This is a genomic window from Solidesulfovibrio sp. (assembly GCF_029978005.1).
Classification (GTDB): Bacteria; Desulfobacterota; Desulfovibrionia; order Desulfovibrionales; family Desulfovibrionaceae; genus Solidesulfovibrio.
In genome coordinates this window covers 1-18030 of the sequence record NZ_JARKOZ010000170.1, presented here as the reverse complement: position 1 = coordinate 18030, position 18030 = coordinate 1, and the positions used below count along the sequence as shown (strand labels likewise).

Below are 18030 nucleotides of genomic sequence, written 5' to 3'. Positions count from 1 at the left end.
ATGAGCTTCTGGATGTCGGATTCCGACAGGCCCGAGGAGGCCGTGATGCGGATGGACTGCTCCTTGCCCGTGCCGGTGTCCTTGGCCGAGACGTTGACGATGCCGTTGGCGTCGATGTCGAAGGTGACCTCGATCTGCGGGATGCCGCGGGCCGCCGGCGGCAGGCCGGTCAGCTCGAAGCGCCCGAGCGTCATGTTGTCGCCGGCCATGGGGCGCTCGCCCTGGAGCACGTGGATGGACACCGAGGGCTGGTTGTCGGCCGCGGTGGTGAACACCTGGCTCTTGCGGGTCGGGATGGTGGTGTTGCGGTCGATGAGCTTGGTGAACACGCCGCCGAGCGTCTCGATGCCGAGCGACAGCGGGGTCACGTCGAGCAGCAGCACGTCCTTGACGTCGCCGGCCAGGATGCCGCCCTGGATGGCCGCGCCCATGGCCACGACCTCGTCGGGGTTGACCGAGCGGTTGGGCTCCTTGCCGAAGAACTCCTGCACGGTCTTTTGCACCAGCGGCATGCGGGTCATGCCGCCGACGAGCACGACCTCGTCGATGTCCGCGGCCTTGAGGCCGGCGTCGGCCAGGGCCTTGCGGCAGGGCTCCACGGTGCGCTGGACCAGGTCGTGGACCAGGGACTCCAGCTTGCCGCGGGTGAGCTTGACCATCATGTGCTTGGGACCGGAGGCGTCGGCCGTGATGAACGGCAGGTTGACCTCGGTCTCCATGGCCGTGGACAGTTCCTTCTTGGCCTTCTCGCCGGCTTCCTTGAGGCGCTGCAGGGCCATGCGGTCCTGGGCCAGGTCGATGCCGGTCTCCTTCTTGAATTCCTCGACCAGGTAATTGATGACGCGCTGGTCGAAGTCTTCACCGCCGAGGAAGGTGTCGCCGTTTGTGGCCCGGACCTCGACGACGTTGTCGCCGACTTCCAGGATGGAGATGTCGAAGGTGCCGCCGCCGAGGTCGAAGACGGCGATCTTCTCGTTGGACTTCTTGTCGAAGCCGTAGGCCAGGGAGGCGGCCGTGGGCTCGTTGATGATGCGCTTGACCTCGAGGCCGGCGATGCGGCCAGCGTCCTTGGTGGCCTGGCGCTGGGCGTCGTTGAAGTAGGCCGGCACGGTGATGACGGCTTCGGACACGGGTTCGCCCAGGTAGGCTTCGGCGTCCTTTTTGAGCTTGCCGAGGATGATGGCCGAAATTTCGGCCGGGCTGTATTTTTTGCCCTCGACCTCGACATAGGCGTCGCCGCCCGTGCCTTCGACGATCTTGTAGGGGCAATGCGCAAGCCATTTCCCGACTTCCGGGGCGTCGAAGCGACGGCCCATGAGGCGCTTGATGGCGAAGATGGTCCGCTCGGGGTTGGTCACGGCCTGGCGCTTGGCGATTTCGCCCACCAGCCGCTCCTTGGTAAAGGCCACGATGGACGGGGTGGTGCGGCCTCCCTCGGGGTTGGTGACGCACTTCGGGTCCTTGCCCTCCATGACGTAGACGCAGGAGTTGGTGGTCCCGAGGTCGATCCCGATGATCTTACCCATGATAGCCTTTCCTCCTTAGGGGTTCCGGTATGATGTTCCGCCGTGGCGGGCGGATGTTATCCAGGTGACAGGGGGACATATAAGGCCCGTTTCGGGTGAGTAAAGGGGCTTTTGGCGAAAAAAAGCGCCCTCGACCGGCCCAATGGCGGGCCTTCGGCCCCCTAGGCCTTGTTGACCATGACCTTGGCCGGGCGCAGCAGCCTGCCCCGCAGGGTGAAGCCCTTCTGCACCACCTGCGCCACGGCGTCGCCCGGCAGGTCGGGCCGGTCGGCCATGCCCAGGGCCTCATGGGACTCGGGGTTGAAGGTCTCGCCCACGGCCCCGAATTCGGCCACGCCGTGGCGGCCCAGGATGTCCAGGAAGGCCTTGCGCGTCATGTCCACGCCGACCACGAAGTCCTTGCAGGCCTCGAGCCCCTTGCCGTGGGCCAGGGCCAGATCCAGGTGGTCGAGGACCGGCAGGAGTTCCGACACCAGGGATTCCGTGGCGTATTTCTGGAACTCCTCCTTTTCCTTGAGAAGGCGCTTTTTGAGATTTTCCGTTTCGGCCAGGCTGCGCAGGCGGCGGTCGGATTCGGCGGCCAGGGCGGCGCGCAGCTGTTCGATCTCCTCCTCCGGGGTCGGCGCGGGGCCGTCGCCGGGAGTCTGGGCTGCCTCGGGGGTATTGGTGATGTCTTCAGGGGCCATGCATCCTCCACGATGTCGCGCCGGGCGTGAAAAAAGGCCGGCCGGGGCCGGCCGAACCGGGCGCGCGAGTCTTCGTCGTTAAAAGTGCCGGTCGAGAAGCCGCGTCAGGGCGGCGGCCGTGCAGTTCACCACGGGCACGAGCTTGGCGTAGTCCATGCGCAGGGGCCCGATGACGCCGATGGCCCCGAGCGGCAGGCCGCCCGTGCCGTAGGGCGCGGTGATGACGCCAAGCTCGGCCAGCACGGTTCTGTCCGATTCGTCGCCGATGGTTATGACCGTTTTAAGTTCATTTGCGGTTTTGTCCAGGAGTTCGAGCAGGATCGTGCGCTCTTCGAGCACGCGCATGACCTCTCGCACGTGCTCGGCGTCGGTGAATTCGGGCTGCGACAGGATGTTGGGCGTCCCGTCCACGATGACCTCGCAGGCCGCCTCGCGCTGCTGCTCGAAGGCGCGCTGGGCCATGGTCAGGGCCCGGCGGCACAGGTCGTCCAGCGTACGCCTGGCCTGCTCCATCTCGGCAACCAGGCGCGTGCGCGCCTGGGCCACGGTCATGTCCGCGAAGAGGTGGTTCAAGTAGTTGGCGCAGCTGACCAGGTCGTCGGCCGTGACGTCGGGATCGGTCTCGATGATGCGCGTGCGCACGAGTCCGCCCTGGAGCACCAGGAGCACCATGACCAAGCCGGCGTTGAGCAGGGAGAAATCGATGCGCTTCCAGCGGGCCGAGGATTCGTTGGGCACGACCACCATTGCCACCTGCAGCGACAGGCCGGAAAGCAGGCGCGAGGCCCGGCGCAGCATGTCGCCCACATCGTGTCCGGCCGTGGACAGGTCGTCGGCGATGCGGCGCTCGTCGTCCACAGACACGGGCGCGGGGCGCATGACCGTGTCGAGGTAGAAGCGGAAGGCCTTGGCCGTGGGCACGCGTCCGGCCGAGGTGTGGGGCTGGGCCAGGTAACCGGCGTCGGTCAGGTCGGCCATGATGTTGCGGATCGAGGCCGGCGAAAGCCCCAGCGGAGAAAGCTTGGACACGGCGCGAGACCCCACCGGCGCGGCCGAGGCGACGTAGGCCTCGATGATGGTGGTCAGTACGGCTTGTTCCCTGTCCAGAAGCGGCATGGCGCTACTCCGTTTGGCACTCCGCAGTCATGAGTGCCAAACGGGTAACAATCCAATCGGGGCGTGTCAAGGGAAGGTGGGGAAAAAATGCGACGATTTCCTGTAAAATCAATCAATTATAATGCTGGTGCGGCAGGTGGGCCGTGCCGCTTCGCCGGCTTCAGTCCTGGCCGGGGAGCAGGATGGAAAAGGCCGGCCCGGCCGGCGTCGGCACGGCGTGCCGGGCCGGATCAAGGTCCTTCCACAGGGCCACGAAGTCGCGGCGGGCCTGTTCGGGGCTCGGCCGGGAGTCACGCATGAGGCCGGCCTCGGTCACGGCCTGGCGCAGGCCGTCCATGCCCCGTTTCACCGTGTCCGTCAGGCAGGCCGGCACGGCCAGGCGGGGCATGCGCAGGCGCATCTGGGAAAAGGCGCTGCTGGGGCCGGCCAAAGCGTCCTTTTGCAGGGAGGCATGGGCCACGGCCACATAATAGCACAGGAAGGCGGGGAACAGGACATACAAAACCGATTTGTGCATGCGCATGAAAAACTCCGGCAAGTCGGCGTCCGTCGCACTGCGGCGGGCGTCGTTTTCGGATGGTCGCGGATCATGCGTTACAACGGGCATCATGCCCCGATGATCGCCACGCTATCCGTTCACCCGTTGGATTTCTCCAGTTTTGTTTCTAACAGCGCCTTCCCCGGCCGGCGAGAACGTCCGCTTGGGCGGCTGGGACAGATGCTGATCCTATCATCTGATGTTTGTAGTCCATAAAAAAGCAGAGCCTCATTCGGGCGCCGCTTCCTTGGCGTCGTTGGTAGTGCGGTCCAGGGCTTCCAGGGCGAAGCCCACGGCCTTGTCCGCGTCGCGGTCGGCGATGGCGTCGACCAGGCCCGTATGGATGCGGTCCTGGTACTGGTTGACGCCGCGGTCGGCGATGAGGCTGTCCAGGAAGTCTTGGAAGACCATGCAGAAGCTGCGGTAGAGGTCGGCGAGGAGGCTGTTGCCGCTGGCTGCGGCCACGGCGGAGTGGAAGGCGATGTCGGCCTCGACGTAGCCGTGGGTGTCGCCGACGCTCATGGCGACGCGTTTGTGCTCCAGGTGCTCGCGCATGGCCGTGATGTCGGCCTGGCTCCTGTTTTTGGCGGCGAGCCTGGCCGTTTCCACCTCGATGATGCGGCGCACCTCGCGGATCTCCTCGGCCTTGGCCCGGCGCAGCCGGTATTCCAGAGGCTCGTGCCCGGACTTGCGGTCCAGGACGTAGGTGCCGTCGCCCTGGCGCACTTCCAGAAGGCCGGCGCTGACCAGCACCCGGATGGCCTCGCGCACGGTGGAGCGGCCCACGCCCAGCTGGGTCATGAGCGTCGGCTCCGTGGGGATCTTGCTCCCCGGCGGGAAGACCCCCAGGGAGATCTTCTCCTGGATCTGCTGGATGACGAGGTCGCCGAGCTTTCTCGAGCGGACGGGGGTGAGTCGCGAAGGCATCGTCTGATGATCTCCTCAATCAAGGTAAACGGACGCCCCCGGCCTGTCAAGTCCCCCGGCCGTGATTCCTGTCGGGACCGCCGTCGTGGCTGCGACGGGCGGCGATAGTCACGCCCGATCGACTCCGATGAACGCATAGTTTTAACGTATTGGATCAATTCATCCCGCATTGCTACGAAATCCCCTTCGACGCCCTCGTGGGGCAAGGAGGGAATTTATGCGGAATATGTCCGATCGTTGCGGCCGCCGGCGGTTTCTCAAGACCGCCGGGGTCGCGGCCTGCGGCCTGTTGTGCGGGGCCGCGCCGGCCCGGGCCCAGGCGTCCGGGGAAGTGCTTCGGGTCTGGTCGTGCGGCGGCTTGGCCGAGGCCATGATGCCGGCGAATCTGCAGTTCGAGGCGCAAAGCGGCTGCAAGGTGGCCTACACCGGGGCCTTTGCCGCGGCGCTCGGCAAGTCGCTGCTGGCGTCGGCCACCACCGACGTCTTCGCCGGCCGGGTGCTGGACCTGGCCAAGAAGCTGCGGGCGGCCGGCAAGATGGCCTGGTTCAAATCGCTTTGCTTCACCCAGTACGTCCTGGTCACGCCGCCCGGCAACCCGGCCGGGATCAAGGCCGTGGAGGACCTGGGCCGGCCCGGGGTCAAGGTCGTGCTCGCCCCCGAGGCTTCGCCCCCGGGCGGCGCGGCCGCCCTGGCCCTGCTCAAAAAAGCCGGCGTGCTCGAGGCGGCGCAGAAAAACGACGTGGCCAAGGGCACCTGTGTGCAGCGGGTCATGGACGAGATCGTTTCCGGCCGTGGCGACGTCTCGGTGGTGGAGCTGCGGGTCACGCGCCTGCCCCAGTTCGCCGGCCGGGTGGACATCGTGCCCATCGACCCGAAGTTCTTCCCGCCGCCGCCCATGACCTTCACCGTGGGCGTCATGGAAAGCGCCGCGAACAAGGCCCTGGCCGCGCGCTACGCCGAATTCCTCCTTTCTCCCGAAGGGCAGGCCCATTTCGAGCGCCAGGGGTTCGTTCCGGCCGTTTCCGACAAGGGCAGGCAACTGGTGGAACAGTATGGAGTCAAGGATGTCTGAGACTGCCGTCGCCGCCAAGGCGACAACCACGAGCCTGCGCTGGTGGCGGCGGGCCGTCCAGGTGGCCGGCGCGGCCGTGCTCGGCCAGTGGTCCCTGTACGGCGTGCTGCGCTGCCCCTTCGTCGTGCCCTACGTCAGTTGCCAGAACTGTCCGGTCATCACCTGCCACGGCCGGCTGCTTTCCATGTTCTGGGGCTTCTGGCTGCTGTTGCCGCTTTCGGTGCTCCTGGTCGGCCGGGCCTTTTGCGGCTGGGCCTGTCCCGGCGGCCTGGCCGTGCAGCTCCTCGGCAAGGTCGCGCCCCTTGGCCGCCGCTTCGGCGGCAGGCTCGTGCGCCTGACAGGGTACGGCAAGTACCTGGCCGTGGCGGCGTGTCTCTACGTCTACTACGCCATGCACCAGCCCCGGGCCGACGTGCCCATCCGGGTGGGGGCCTTTTTCGAGTCCGTGGCGCTCACCTTCGAGCACGCGGATACGCTGTGGCTCGTGCGCACGGCGGTGATCCTGGGTTTTCTGGCCCTGGGCCTCGTCTTCTCCGCGGCCTGGTGCCGGTTCGCCTGCCCCACGGGCGGGGTGCTGGAGGCGCTCAAGGGAGTGGCCTTCTTCAAGGTCTTCAAGACCAGCGCCTGCAACGGCTGCGGCAGATGCGACAAGGTCTGCGAGCTGACCACCCGGCCCGAGGAGGCCGACTGCACCAACTGCGGCGACTGCCTGCACGTCTGCCCGGCCGGGGCCATCGGCTTCGGCCGCAAGCCCCGGGAAGCCGGCGGCAAGGCGGATTAGAGCGAGGAGGACACGGCCAGGGTCAGGCCGTTGTAGCTGGCCTTGGCCGTGAAGAAGGTCGTCGTGTCCGTGGCGGCGATGCCGGCCCTGGCCGCGTCGTAGGCGGCGGCGTCGGCGGCGAAGAGGTCGATGGAGTGGGTGTCGAGGTAGGAGGCCGGGTCGCTTAGAAGCGTGGACAGGTCGAGCCCCGAGGAGGCCGTGGCCCCGCCCGTGGACACGGTGATGGTGAGCCCGGCGGTCTGCGTGCCGAGCGAGTTGGTGAAGTCCGAGGCGTCGGCGAAGTCGGTGATGCGCCCGTCCGTCGACCAGGTCCCGTCGCCGGAAAGCCCCAGCGACCCGAAGATCACGGCCGTGTACGACGTCTGCGCCGTGTCCGGGTGCACGGCCATGTAGGCCTGGGCCGCCGCGCCGCCGAGGCTGTGCCCGGTCACGTAGACCTGATCGATGCCGAGAGCCGAGACCGCCGCGTCGAAGGCGGCCACGCCCCCGGCCAGCAGGTCGTAATAGCCCTTGGTGTCGAACCAGTAGGCCGCGTCCTCGCTGCCCAGGTAGGCGCTTAAGCCGTCGAGGCTGTAGTCGATGTCGTCCGTGCCGCGAAAGGCGATGATGGCGGCCGGCTCGCCGTTGACCACGGTGGTCCAGGCGTCGAAGGCGGCGTTTCCCGCCACGTAGGTTCCCGTGCCGCTTCCCGTGAGGTCGAGCTGGGTCAGGCCGGCCGAGGTCAGGCTGGTGATGAGGCTGGCGTCGTCGCGGTAGGCGGCGTCGGAGGCCACCGCCAGCACGGTGTCGAGGTTGGCCGAGGTGACGGGAACCGTGGTCCAGGCGGACAGGCTAGCCATGGCTGGCCCGGGAAGCGTTCGCGGTGCGCATCCTTGGAATTTACGCTCCGGCTCCGGCCGCGTCAATGCGCCCCGCTGCCGGCGCGCAGGGACGCGCCGGCGCACTTGCGGTCAGGCCGCATGCCGTCTCCGCCGCCGCAAACGCGCCACCGGGCTTGAGGGCAGGCAATACGGTCTCTCGCGTCGTCCGACGGCATCGGATTCGAGGGAAGGCGGTTCGGGAAAGCGGGCCGGCGAAGCGGCGCACGGGGGGTCGGCGGCCGGGTCAGGCCACCCGGACCATGGTGCGGCGCATGACCTCGGCGGGCTGGACCTCGAGGACCTTGCCCTCGTGGTAGCTCACCACGTCGCCGCCGAAAAAGGCCACGTCGGCCGGGTCGTGGGTGACCATGACGAGCGGGATGTCCAGGCGGCTCAGGATGCCGGCCAGCTCCACCCGCACCCGCTGACGCAGGGGGATGTCCAGCGCCGAGAAGGGCTCGTCCAGGAGCAGGGCGCTCGGCTCGCCGACCAGCGCCCGGGCCAGGGCCACGCGCTGGCGCTGGCCGCCGGAAATGCGCGCCGGCCGGGACTTGGCCAGGCAGCCGATGCCGAAGAGGTCCATGACGGAGGCCACGCGGTCGCGGTTGGCCGCGGAGAGCCGGCCGAAAAGGGGGGTGAGGCCGAAGGCCACGTTTTGCTCCACGGTCAGGTGGGGAAAAAGCGCGTAGTCCTGGAACAGGTAGCCGATGCGGCGGTCGCGCGGGGGCAAAAAGACGCTCCCGGCGCTGTCGCACAACGTGCGCCCGTCCAGGGTGATGGCCCCGGAATCGGGCCGCATGAGGCCGGCGATGGCCCGCAGGGTCAGGGTCTTGCCCGAGCCCGAGGGGCCGAAGAGGACCACGCGGTTGTCCGTGGTGGAAAAGGCGGCGTGTAGGTGGAAATCGCGCGCCGCGTTCTTGTAGGCCTTCTTGATGTCCACGGTGATGCGCATGGTCGTTTCCTGTGGGGCGCGCTCCCGGCCGGGGCCGGGAGCGCGCGAACGGTCCGCTAGGGTTTCTTGAAGCCGTACTTGGCCAGGATGGCCTGGCCCTTGGGGCCGGTGACGAAGGAGACGAAGGTGGCGGCGTCCTTGGCATGGGCGCTGCCGGTCACCACGGCGATGGGGTAGATGACCGGGGTTTCCACGGGCACCTCGACGATGACCTTGACCTTGTCGCCGCCCTGCTTGGCGTCGGTGGCGTAGACGAAGCCGGCGTCCACTTCGCCGCGCGACAGGTAGTCGAGGACCTGGCGCACGGATTCGGCCATGACGAACTTAGGGGATAGGGCGTCCCACTGGCCGAGCTTGGTCAGGGCTGCCTTGGTGTAGCGGCCCACGGGCACGGAGTCCGGGTTGCCGATGGCGATGCGCTTGACCTGGGCGGCGGCCAGGCCGGTCAGGTCCTTGACCTTGGCCGGATTCCCGGCGGGCACGGACAGGACCAGGGCGTTCTGCACGAAGTTGGCGCGGGTCGGCACGTCGATGAGCTTTTTCTCCACGGCCTGGTCCATGGTCTTCTGGTCGGCCGAAGCGAAGACGTCCACGGGCGCGCCCTTTTCCATCTGGGAGAGCAGGGTGCCCGAGGCGGCGAAGTTGAAGACGAGGTTGATGTCCGGATGGTCCTTGGCGAAGGCGGGCTTCATCTCGTTGAACGCGTCGGTGAGGCTCGCGGCGGCGGAAACGGTCAGGTCGGCGGCCTGGGCCGGAAGGGCCGTCAGCAGGGCGATCGCCAGGGTCAACAGGATTTTTTTCATTTGGGGCATCCTCCTTCCTACACTTTGGGTTTGATGATCTTGGCCACGATGACGAGCAGAGTCACGCAAACCGCGGAGATGAGCAGCACCAGTTCGTTGGCCAGGGCGTCGTTGCCGGCCTGGGTGGCGCTGTACACGGCCAGCGACAGGGTCTGCGTCTTGCCGGGCAGGTTGCCGGCCACCATGAGCGTGGCGCCGAATTCCCCCATGGCCCGGGCCAGGGCCAGCATGATGCCGGCCACCAGGCCGCGCATGGCCAGGGGCATGGAGACGCGGAAGAAGATGGCCGTCTCCGTCGCGCCGAGCGTTCTGGCCGCATTCTCGAAGTTCTCGTCCACGCCCTCGAAGGCCGCCCTGGCCGAGCGGTAGACCAGGGGAAAGGCCACCACCGCCGCCGCGATCACCGCGCCCTCCCAGGTGAACATGATGCTCACGCCGAAGACGTCCCACAGGTAGGAGCCGAGCACCCCCCGGCGGCCGAGCACAACGATGATGTAGTAGCCGAGCACCGTGGGCGGCAGCACCATGGGCAGGGTCAGGACGGCGTCGACCAAGTCGCGGCCGGGAAACTCGCGCACCCTGGCCAGCCTGGCCAGCGCCACGGCCGGAACCGTGGCCAGGGCCGTGGCCAGGGTCGAGACCTTGAGGGTGAGCATAAGCGGCGGCAGCACGTCTGCGTCGAGCATGGCGTCATCTCTCGCGGACCGCGGGCGTCCGCAGGCGTGAACGTTCGAGGACAAGGGCGCGGCAGGCTGCCTCGATCCAGTATCGGAAAGGATAGGGAAAGGTTGCCGTTCTGTACAGAGTCACACTTGTTTTACTTAATGCGTGTCACTTGTCGCATGCCTCCTTGTGCGGGAGTTCGCTGGCCTTATGCCGAGCGGCATCAGTGACGGTGTATCGGGAGCCGCTGCCTGGCGCGGCTGCCCGCTTGCCGGACGCGGACGGGAACCGGCGCGAGGACGGGAGCCGGGCACGGCCTGAAAAGCGACAGCAGCAGGGCGACGAGCATGGGGACCTCCTGGGTTGATCGGAAAAATGCAAAAGGAGTGCCGGATGACGGCGAAACCTTTGTCCCCGGCCGAACAGGCGCGCCGGGCCCGGCCGCGAAGCCCGAGGGTCGCGACGGTGCGACGCGCCGGGCGGGCGCGGCTGCAAAATGGAAGGGACAGGCTACGTTTTTGCATCATGCCCGTCGGGCCGGGGCGTCAGCCGAGCACGGACAGGGCGGCCTGGAGGTAGGTGGCCAGCGCCTCCTTGGCGGCCGGGGGCAGGGAGCGGAACCTGAGCCCGATCTCCAGGCGACGGCCCGAGACGGACACGCGCATGGCGGTGCAGGAGATGCCGGCGCTTTCGGCCGGACCGAAAAGCTCACAGCGCAGCTCCAGCGCGTCGTCGATCTTGATCTGCGGCGCGGCGCCGTCCAGAATCATGGAGAACTGGCAGCCGGAAAGGCTGAGGTCCAGCAGCATGCCGGAAAAGGTCGCCTCGCCGAAGCGGGCCTGCCCGGGAATGCAGCAGACCACGCGCCGGTGGCGGCGCAGGTCCATGGATTCGAGCCGGGCTGGATAGGTGAGGAAGATCAGGGGAAAGGGCACCTGGATCCACTTGATGACCTTGGCCGAAAAGCCCACCACGGTACCTTCGTGGAGGTAGCGGGCGATGACGCCGGCGTCCGGATACAGGAGCTGGTAGAGCGCCTCGCGCCCGGCCTCGGTTTGCGCCGGCATCTGGGCGATGACGAAGCGGTTGCGCTGGTAGCCCACGCAATGGGACTGCAGCTTGTCCTCGATCCCGCCGACTTCGAGGATCATCTTCGTGCCTGGGGGGCAGTGCAGGGTGGCCGGGTTCAGGGCGGTCATGCGTCGATCCCTTCAGGCGCCGTGATGTCCGGCAGCGGTTCGCCGTCGCGGAGGTGTTCGAGAAACCGCCGAGCCGGTTCGAAATCGGGGCGCAGGGCGAGGGCCTGTTCCAGGTGGCGCTTGGCTGCGGCCGCGTCGCCGGCCTCGGCATGGGCCCGGGCCATGTTGAAATGCAGGTGCTCGTCGTCGGCGTTGCGCTCCAGAGCCTTCTCGTAAAAGGACACGGACTCGGCGAAGCGCTTTTCCTTGCGCAGGCTGATGGCGAATTCGTTGAACAGGTGCCGTTCCTGCTCCGTGAACAGCACGTCGATGTCGAAGATGCGCCGCAACGCCGCGGCGAGCTTTTTGCCGTCGCCTTTGTCGAGATAGATCTTGCCGAGCTCGATGTTGGCCTTGGGGTGCTTCTCGTCGAGCAGCAGGGCCTTGAGGAATTCCTTTTCCGCGCCGTCCAGGTCTTCCTCGGCCAAATGCTTTTCGGCCAGGGCGATCTTTTTCTTAAGCGATTCGATGAACGGCAGGCAGCGTTTTTCGTAGTAGCCGGATTCGGGCTTGTAATTGGCGAGGAATTCGCCCTTGGCCACGGCTGTGACCGGACCGGACGGGATGGAATTGGCGTTGAGGGCCTGGACGTAATGTTCGCCCTCGGGACTGCGGCGCACGAACCAGTAGGTCTTCTGCTCGTGTTCGCGGCTGGTGGTTCCTTGTCCGGTCTTGGTATGCCGGGACATGGAATAGACGCCGAGGATGCGGCATTCCTCCATGTCGGGAAGCGGTTCGGAAAGGGGGGCTTCGCCGGCCTGAGTCGGCGTTTTTTCCTCTTGTTCCATGGCGGTGGCGTTCGGCGGCCACCGGTGACGAGCGTGGCGCGAAGGGGTTGGGGTTCTCCTCATGACGCCGGGATGCGTCGGCCCGGGGCGATCGCGGTGTGATGGACCGCGATGCGTCTGCATCGTTACCTTTTATGCATCCAATCCCCAAATGTCAAAACAATACAAGCGGCCCGCTTCGCTGCCGAGGCGGGCCGCTCGTCGTCGTCACTGCAAGGGGCTGCGCCGGCCGGATCTCAGCCGCAACCCTCGCCGCTGCCGCCGCTGCAGCCGCAGGCCTTGCCCAGGCCCTTTTTGCGGCTTTTGAGAAGCGACAGGTCGCCCGCGCCGTAGACCTCGGCCAGGGCCGTCTCCACGAATCCCGAGCATTCGTAGGGCAGCACGCCGCCCGCCGTCAGCACCTTGCGTGGCGTCTCGCCGAAAGCGGCCACGAGCACGGCCCGGCAGTCGGAAAGGACCTTGGCCAGTTCCTCCCAGCGCTTGGGGCCCGCGCCGGGATCCGGGGCCCAGCGGTCCTCGACGTAGGAAAATCCGATGCCTTCCTGCTTCCAGATCTGGAACTTGTGGGCTTCGCCCAGGTGCATGTTGACGAGCATGCCTTCCCGGGTGGCCACGGCCACGTAGGGCCGCTTGTCGAGGTCGGCCCCGGGAACGGTGCGGGAGCATTCGCCCAGAAGCGGCGCGAGCTCGCTTGACCGGTCGTTGCAGAGAAGGCCCACGGCGTCGGCCCGGCAGCGCTTGCAATGGCTCATCTGGGGCACGAGTTCCCCGGCCTTGGCCCGCAGGTCCTTGATCATGTCGGCCGTGGGCGCGGGCACCTCGGCGAAGGGCGTGTCGGCCACCGGGAAAAGGGGCATGATGTTCTGGATGTCCACCCCGAGCTCGGACAGCTTCTTGGAGATTTCCAGCACGTGGTGGTCGTTGACGCCCGGGATGACGATGGTGTTGGATTTGACGATGACGCCTTTTTCCTTAAGAATCCTGATGCCTTCCAGCTGGCGTTCCAAAAGCAGTTTCGCCGCCGCCTCGCCGCGCAGGATGACTTTGCCGTCGCGGGCCCAGGCGTAGACCTTGGCCCCGATCTTGGGGTCCACGGCGTTGACGGTCACGGTCACGTGGGTCACGCCCAGATCGGCCAGTTCCGCCGCGTTGGCCGGCAGGGCCAGGCCGTTGGTGGACAGGCAGAAAAGCATCTGCGGGAACTTGTCCTTGAGCAGGCGGATGGTCTCCATGGCCTCGGGGTTGGCCATGGGGTCGCCCGGACCGGCGATGCCGACCACCGTGATGCGGGGCTCCTTTTCCAGCACTTTTTCCATGTAGACCACGGCCTGCTGCGGGGAGAGCACGGCGCTGGTCACGCCCGGGCGCGATTCGCTCACGCAATCGTATTTGCGATTGCAGAAGTTGCACATGATGTTGCACTTGGGCGCAACGGGCAGGTGCACGCGGCCGCAGGAGCCGGCGGACTCCCTGTTGAAGCAGGGGTGCTTGGAGAGGTCCTTCTGGGGGGTGGTCATTGCGCGCTCCTTCTAGAGATAGCCGTACCCGACGGCGCTGTCTTCCTGCTTGCGTTCGAGGATGGTGTTGACCAGACGATCGAAAAGTTCCTGGGTGCCGCGGTAGCCCACGTGGAGCATGCGCTGGCCGCCGAAGCGGTCGTGGATGGGGAAGCCCACGCGCACGAGCGGCACGCCCATGTCCTTGGCGTAGCGGTAGCCCTTGCTGTGGCCCACGAGCAAATCCGGGGCCAGGTCGGCGGCCTGCTCGGCGATGTCGTGGAAGTCCACGCCCTCGCGGGCCTCGGGCGGTTCGGGCAGGATGCCCTCGACGACGTCGGCCAGGGCCTGCTTGAAGTTGCGGCACTTGGCCCCGGTGGCGGCGAGTATCGGCTTGACCCCGATCTCGGCCAGGAAGGCGACCATGGTGATGACCATGTCCTCCTCGCCGTAGACGATGGCCCGCTTGCCGGCCACGTACTTGTGGCCGTCCACGTAGGCGTCCACGAGCTTGCCACGCTCGCTGGCGTACTTTTCCGGCATGGGCGCGCCGGTGAGGGCTTCCAGGGCGTCGAAGAAGGCGTCGGTCTCGCGGATGCCGACCGGGATGCCCACGCGGTGATTTTTGACCCCGAAGCGCCGTTCGAGGTTGTCCCCGGCGCTCTCGGCCATGTGTGCGGCCCGGCCGCATTCGATGGAGCCGAGCGCCCCGGACATGGCCCGGATGTCGGCAAGCGGCGTGCCGCCGGCCGGGAGCTTCTCGTAGTCGAGCAGCGCCGGCCGGTCCATGGATTCGGAGATGTCGGGCAGCACCGTGGCGGCCACGCCGTAGTCGGCCAGGATCTCCTTGAAGTAGCGCAGGTCGGCCGGGGAGACGAAGCCGGGGATGAGATTCACACGCCTGTGGGCCGCGACCTTTTCCCGCACCAGCTGGGAAGCCAGCGCCGCCGTGGCCGCGTGCCAGCCCTCCATGTGGGTGCCGGAGTAGCTCGGAGTGGAGACGTTGACGATTTCCGGCAGGGGCAGGTCGCCGAACTCCTTGCGGAACTCGGCCAGCAGCCGGGGCACGTCGTCGCCGATGGTCTCGGTCAGGCAGGTGGTGGCCACGCCGACCACCTTGGCCCCGTACTTGGACATGACGTTGAGGATGCCCTTCTTGAGGTTCGGGCCGCCGCCGAACACGGCCTGCTTCTCGCCGAGCGCCGAGGAGGCGATGTCCATGGGCTCGCGGAAATGGCTGATGATGTAGCGGCGCATGTAGGTGGCGCAGCCCTGGGAGCCGTGCAGGAACGGAATGGCCCCCTCGACGCCCCGGAAGGCCAGGGCCGCGCCGAGCGGCGTGCACAGCTTGCAGGCGTTGGTCGTGGAAACGTAGGGCGAATCGCTCATATGCCTTCTCCGCCGGCCGCGCGCTTGGCGGTCCGGGTTTCCCGGGCCTTGGCCATGGCCTCGCGCCGGGGCACGAACCGCCAGATGGGGCTCGTGGCCGAGGCGTGGACCTCCTTGGCGAAATTGAGCATGCCCACGAAGCCTTCCAGGGCTTCCTTGCGCTCGTGGTTGTGGTCGCAAAAGCCGACCCCGAGCTTGTGGGCGATGGGCCGTTCCTTGACGCCGCCGACGAAGAGGTCGACGTCGAGTTCCTTCACGAACTTCGAGAGCTCCAGCGGGTTGGAGTCGTCCACGATCACCGTGCCCGGGTCGCAGATCGCGGCCAACTCCTCGTAGTCCTCCTTGGTGCCGGTCTGGGAGCCGACCAGCACGACCTTCATGCCCAGGTGGCGGAAGGCCTTGATGAGCGAAAAGGCCTTGAACGCGCCGCCGACGTACACGGCCACCTTCTTGCCCTCGAGGTCCTGGCGGTACTTGTGCAGTTCGGGCAGGAGCCTGGAAAGTTCCTCGCGCACCAGGGCCTGGGTGCGCTCCACGATGCCGGGGTCGCGGTCCTTGAAGTGGTCGGCCACGGCGTAGAGCGAGTCGGCCATGTCCTCGATGCCCAGGTAGGACACGCGCAGAAACGGCGTGCCGAACTTCTCCTGCATCATCTGGGCCAGTTCCATGGTGGCCCCGGAGCACTGCACCACGTTGAGGGCCGCGCCGTGGCAGCGCTTGATGTCCGCCACCCGGCCGTCGCCGGTGATGTTGGCCACCACCTCCACGCCCATGCGCTTGAAGTACTCGCGGATGATCCAGATCTCGCCGGCCAGGTTGAAGTCGCCGAGGATGTTGACGGAAACGGGGCTGATGCCGGACGTGTCGCCCGTGCCGGCCAGGGTGAACATGGCCTTGCAGGCGGCGGCGTAGCCTTCGCGCTTGTTGCCCTTGAATCCCTCGGACTGGACCGGGATGACCGGGATGCCCGTCTGTTGGGCCACGTCGCGGCACACCGCGCCCACGTCGTCGCCGATGATGCCCACGATGCAGGTGGCATACACGAAAGCCGCATTGGGCTTGTGGCGTTCGATGAGTTCGAGCAGGGCGGCCTTGAGCTTCTTCTCGCCGCCGAAGATGACGTCTTTTTCCTGGAGATCGGTGGAAAAGCTCAGGCGATGCAGCTCCGGGCCCGAGGACAGCGCACCCCGGATGTCCCAGGTGTACACGGCGCAGCCGATGGGGCCGTGCACCAGGTGCAGGGCGTCGGCGATGGGATAAAGCACCACCCGCGAGCCGCAGAACACGCAGGCCCGCTGGGACACGGCCCCGGCCAGGCTGTCGCGGTTGCACGCCAGTTCAAAGGGGCCTTCGCCCTTGCGGTGGATCTGATCCCGCCGTTCCTCGAAAATGGCCTGTTCCATGAACGCTCCTTTCCCCGGTCACCAGCCGTCGGGGTCATCGGGATTATACAAGGAACATGCCAGTATTTATCTGCTCAATTTTACTACTTAAAGTGAAATCGTCACCATGTAGCGAACAAATTTGTACGAGGTGCGGCGACAGAAATGTAGAGAGAAGCACGGTTAGGGAAGAAATCGTGGACCGCGTCCTCGATAAGGCCGCCGGCCGGGCTCCGGCGGCGTGGTCGCCTCCCCGGTGCGCGCCCCTTTGGCCGGATTGTCTCCATCCCGTCACCCGACCGTCGCCAGCGGCCGCCGCCCGTCCTGTATATCCCGCTTCCGTCATCCCATCGCCGCAAGCAACAGGCAAGCACACCACATGGCAAAACCCCTCGGCTCCCGCCTCCAAGACGCCTTTTTCCGCCTCGTCCACGGCAACCGCCTCGTCTACAACACCTGCTGGGAAGACCCCCGGCTGGACAGGAAGCTCCTGGGGCTCGGCCCCGAAGCCCGGGTCGTGGTCATCACCTCGGCCGGGGACAACGCCCTGGACTACCTCCTGGACGACCCGGCCGGCGTGGCCTGCGTGGACGTCAACTTCCGCCAGAACGCCCTGCTCGAACTCAAGCGGGCGCTTTTCCTCCACGCCTCGCACCATGAACTCTTCCGGTTCTTCGGCGAGGGCGGCGGGTCGGACTGCGCCGCCGTCTACAAGGGCCTGCGTCGCCAACTCCCGGATTACGCCCGCGCCTTCTGGGACGCCAACATCGACTATTTCAAGGCCGGCCGCCTGTCCCGCTCCTTCTACTACCACGGCGCGTCCGGGGCGGTGGCCTTCGCCTTCTCGCGGCTTTTGTGCGCCCTCAAGCCCGGCCTTCGTCGCCGCATCCCGGAACTCCTTAACGCGCGCTCCCCCGACGAGCAACGCCGGGTCTTCGACGCCATCGAGCCGGCCTTCTGGGACCGCGCCAGCCGCTGGCTCGTCGGCCGGCCGGAAACCATGGCCCTGCTCGGCGTGCCGCGCCCCCAGATCGACCTCATCCGCCGCTCCCACCCGGGCGGCCTCGAAGGCTTCGTGCGCGACAAGGTCCGGCAGGTCTTCACCGGCCCGCCCATGGCCGAGAACTACTTCTGGCGCGTCTACCTGACCGGACGCTACACCCGCGACTGCTGCCCGGAATACTTGAAGGAAACCAATTTCACCCGCATCCGCGAGCGCGTCGCCAGGCTCGCCGCGCACACCGACACCCTCAGCGGCTTTCTCGCCGCCAATCCCGGCCCCTACACCCACTTCGTCCTGCTCGACCACCAGGACTGGATGGCCAGCCATGCCCCGGCCGCCCTGGCCGAGGAATGGGAACGCATTCTGCAAAGCGCCGCCCCGGCCGCGAAAATCCTCATGCGCACCGCCGGTCTGGACGTCTCCTTCGTGCCCGGCGAAGCCCGGGAGCGCCTGCGCTTTTTCCCGGAAATCACCGAGCCCCTGCACGGCCACGACCGCGTCGGCACCTACGGCAGCCAGCACTTGGCGGTGGTGGCCTGATGGACGCCGCCTGCTCCCCCAATCCGCTGCACGGCTACTACAAATGGCACGCGCGCATCTACGACGCCACGCGCTGGAGCTTCCTGTTCGGCCGCGACCGGTTGCTGCGCCTGGCCGCCGACGCCCTGGGGCCGCGCCGGTCCGCACCGCTTTCCATCGTGGAAGTCGGCTGCGGCACCGGACGCAATCTGGCCCGGCTCGCCCGCGCCTTCCCCGCCGCCTCCCTCGCCGGCATCGACCTGTGCCGGCCCATGATCATTCGCGCCGCCA

Annotated in this window: 18 protein-coding genes; 4 read left to right on the top strand and 14 right to left on the bottom strand. The window is 67.1% G+C overall.

What is annotated here, in order from left to right; translation table 11 throughout:
- From dnaK to Q1K70_RS18590, 5 genes are all read right to left on the bottom strand, one after another.
- Positions 1-1526: molecular chaperone DnaK (dnaK, locus tag Q1K70_RS18610; RefSeq protein WP_300162946.1), on the bottom strand; the 1526-nt coding region annotated here is incomplete at its 3' end.
- 161 nt (positions 1527-1687) lie between these two features.
- Positions 1688-2212, bottom strand: coding sequence for a nucleotide exchange factor GrpE (locus Q1K70_RS18605; RefSeq protein WP_300162943.1), 525 nt, complete (start codon positions 2210-2212; stop codon positions 1688-1690).
- Positions 2213-2290: 78 nt separating this feature from the next.
- Complete coding sequence (gene hrcA, locus Q1K70_RS18600) at positions 2291-3328, bottom strand: heat-inducible transcriptional repressor HrcA (protein ID WP_300162940.1); 1038 nt, start codon at positions 3326-3328, stop codon at positions 2291-2293.
- Positions 3329-3488: 160 nt separating this feature from the next.
- Positions 3489-3851 (bottom strand): hypothetical protein, encoded by a 363-nt coding sequence (locus Q1K70_RS18595; RefSeq protein ID WP_300162937.1) that lies wholly within the window; start codon positions 3849-3851, stop codon positions 3489-3491.
- 243 nt (positions 3852-4094) lie between these two features.
- The gene (locus tag Q1K70_RS18590) at positions 4095-4793 is read right to left on the bottom strand and encodes a FadR/GntR family transcriptional regulator (RefSeq protein WP_300162934.1); all 699 of its coding nucleotides are present in this window, start codon (positions 4791-4793) and stop codon (positions 4095-4097) included.
- A 217-nt stretch (positions 4794-5010) separates the two neighbouring features.
- Between Q1K70_RS18590 and Q1K70_RS18585 the strand changes: the two genes are divergently transcribed.
- Entirely contained in the window at positions 5011-5865 is an 855-nt protein-coding gene (locus Q1K70_RS18585) for a substrate-binding domain-containing protein (RefSeq protein WP_300162930.1), read from the top strand.
- The gene (locus Q1K70_RS18580; protein ID WP_300162927.1) at positions 5858-6646 is read left to right on the top strand and encodes a 4Fe-4S binding protein; all 789 of its coding nucleotides are present in this window, start codon (positions 5858-5860) and stop codon (positions 6644-6646) included. The genes Q1K70_RS18585 and Q1K70_RS18580 overlap by 8 nt, the downstream gene beginning before the upstream one ends.
- Here the strand turns inward: Q1K70_RS18580 and Q1K70_RS18575 are convergent.
- The 9 genes from Q1K70_RS18575 to nifE all read right to left on the bottom strand — a co-directional run bounded on the left by Q1K70_RS18575 (position 6643) and on the right by nifE (position 16238).
- Positions 6643-7485, bottom strand: a complete 843-nt coding sequence (locus Q1K70_RS18575) for an alpha/beta hydrolase (RefSeq protein WP_300162924.1) — start codon at positions 7483-7485, stop codon at positions 6643-6645. The two genes, Q1K70_RS18580 and Q1K70_RS18575, sit on opposite strands and share 4 nt — an antisense overlap.
- A gap of 265 nt (positions 7486-7750) precedes the next feature.
- Positions 7751-8458 carry an ATP-binding cassette domain-containing protein gene (locus tag Q1K70_RS18570; RefSeq protein ID WP_300162921.1) on the bottom strand — a complete coding sequence of 236 codons (708 nt, stop codon included), beginning with the start codon at positions 8456-8458 and terminating at the stop codon, positions 7751-7753.
- A 56-nt stretch (positions 8459-8514) separates the two neighbouring features.
- Positions 8515-9261 carry a molybdate ABC transporter substrate-binding protein gene (gene modA / locus Q1K70_RS18565; protein ID WP_300162918.1) on the bottom strand — a complete coding sequence of 249 codons (747 nt, stop codon included), beginning with the start codon at positions 9259-9261 and terminating at the stop codon, positions 8515-8517.
- 17 nt (positions 9262-9278) lie between these two features.
- The gene (modB, locus tag Q1K70_RS18560; RefSeq protein WP_300162915.1) at positions 9279-9947 is read right to left on the bottom strand and encodes a molybdate ABC transporter permease subunit; all 669 of its coding nucleotides are present in this window, start codon (positions 9945-9947) and stop codon (positions 9279-9281) included.
- A 522-nt stretch (positions 9948-10469) separates the two neighbouring features.
- Positions 10470-11123, bottom strand: a complete 654-nt coding sequence (locus tag Q1K70_RS18555; protein WP_300162912.1) for a flagellar brake protein — start codon at positions 11121-11123, stop codon at positions 10470-10472.
- Entirely contained in the window at positions 11120-11950 is an 831-nt protein-coding gene (locus tag Q1K70_RS18550) for a tetratricopeptide repeat protein (protein WP_300162909.1), read from the bottom strand. Before Q1K70_RS18550 ends, Q1K70_RS18555 begins: the two co-directional genes overlap by 4 nt.
- Positions 11951-12186: 236 nt before the next feature.
- Positions 12187-13467, bottom strand: coding sequence for a radical SAM protein (locus Q1K70_RS18545; RefSeq protein ID WP_300162906.1), 1281 nt, complete (start codon positions 13465-13467; stop codon positions 12187-12189).
- Positions 13468-13479: 12 nt separating this feature from the next.
- Positions 13480-14835: a nitrogenase component 1 gene (locus tag Q1K70_RS18540; RefSeq protein ID WP_300162903.1), complete on the bottom strand. Its 1356-nt coding sequence runs from the start codon at positions 14833-14835 to the stop codon at positions 13480-13482.
- On the bottom strand, positions 14832-16238 hold the full coding sequence (gene nifE, locus Q1K70_RS18535) for a nitrogenase iron-molybdenum cofactor biosynthesis protein NifE (protein ID WP_300162901.1): 1407 nt from the start codon (positions 16236-16238) through the stop codon (positions 14832-14834). The genes Q1K70_RS18540 and nifE overlap by 4 nt, the downstream gene beginning before the upstream one ends.
- 358 nt (positions 16239-16596) lie before the next feature.
- Here nifE and Q1K70_RS18530 point away from each other — a divergent pair, with 358 nt between their 5' ends.
- Positions 16597-17760: a BtaA family protein gene (locus Q1K70_RS18530; protein ID WP_300162897.1), complete on the top strand. Its 1164-nt coding sequence runs from the start codon at positions 16597-16599 to the stop codon at positions 17758-17760.
- Positions 17760-18030, top strand: a 271-nt coding sequence (locus Q1K70_RS18525; RefSeq protein WP_300162894.1) for a class I SAM-dependent methyltransferase, incomplete at its 3' end; no start/stop codon positions are given. The genes Q1K70_RS18530 and Q1K70_RS18525, both read left to right, overlap by 1 nt.

Bases quoted from the DNA above. Each gene is read 5' to 3' on its own strand.
- Q1K70_RS18605 (WP_300162943.1), bottom strand. From the start codon at position 2,212: ATGGCCCCTGAAGACATCACCAATACCCCCGAGGCAGCCCAGACTCCC.
- hrcA (WP_300162940.1), bottom strand. From the start codon at position 3,328: ATGCCGCTTCTGGACAGGGAACAAGCCGTACTGACCACCATCATCGAG.
- Q1K70_RS18595 (WP_300162937.1), bottom strand. From the start codon at position 3,851: ATGCGCATGCACAAATCGGTTTTGTATGTCCTGTTCCCCGCCTTCCTG.
- Q1K70_RS18590 (WP_300162934.1), bottom strand. From the start codon at position 4,793: ATGCCTTCGCGACTCACCCCCGTCCGCTCGAGAAAGCTCGGCGACCTC.
- Q1K70_RS18585 (WP_300162930.1), top strand. From the start codon at position 5,011: ATGCGGAATATGTCCGATCGTTGCGGCCGCCGGCGGTTTCTCAAGACC.
- Q1K70_RS18580 (WP_300162927.1), top strand. From the start codon at position 5,858: ATGTCTGAGACTGCCGTCGCCGCCAAGGCGACAACCACGAGCCTGCGC.
- Q1K70_RS18575 (WP_300162924.1), bottom strand. From the start codon at position 7,485: ATGGCTAGCCTGTCCGCCTGGACCACGGTTCCCGTCACCTCGGCCAAC.
- Q1K70_RS18570 (WP_300162921.1), bottom strand. From the start codon at position 8,458: ATGCGCATCACCGTGGACATCAAGAAGGCCTACAAGAACGCGGCGCGC.
- modA (WP_300162918.1), bottom strand. From the start codon at position 9,261: ATGAAAAAAATCCTGTTGACCCTGGCGATCGCCCTGCTGACGGCCCTT.
- modB (WP_300162915.1), bottom strand. From the start codon at position 9,947: ATGCTCGACGCAGACGTGCTGCCGCCGCTTATGCTCACCCTCAAGGTC.
- Q1K70_RS18555 (WP_300162912.1), bottom strand. From the start codon at position 11,123: ATGACCGCCCTGAACCCGGCCACCCTGCACTGCCCCCCAGGCACGAAG.
- Q1K70_RS18550 (WP_300162909.1), bottom strand. From the start codon at position 11,950: ATGGAACAAGAGGAAAAAACGCCGACTCAGGCCGGCGAAGCCCCCCTT.
- Q1K70_RS18545 (WP_300162906.1), bottom strand. From the start codon at position 13,467: ATGACCACCCCCCAGAAGGACCTCTCCAAGCACCCCTGCTTCAACAGG.
- Q1K70_RS18540 (WP_300162903.1), bottom strand. From the start codon at position 14,835: ATGAGCGATTCGCCCTACGTTTCCACGACCAACGCCTGCAAGCTGTGC.
- nifE (WP_300162901.1), bottom strand. From the start codon at position 16,238: ATGGAACAGGCCATTTTCGAGGAACGGCGGGATCAGATCCACCGCAAG.
- Q1K70_RS18530 (WP_300162897.1), top strand. From the start codon at position 16,597: ATGGCAAAACCCCTCGGCTCCCGCCTCCAAGACGCCTTTTTCCGCCTC.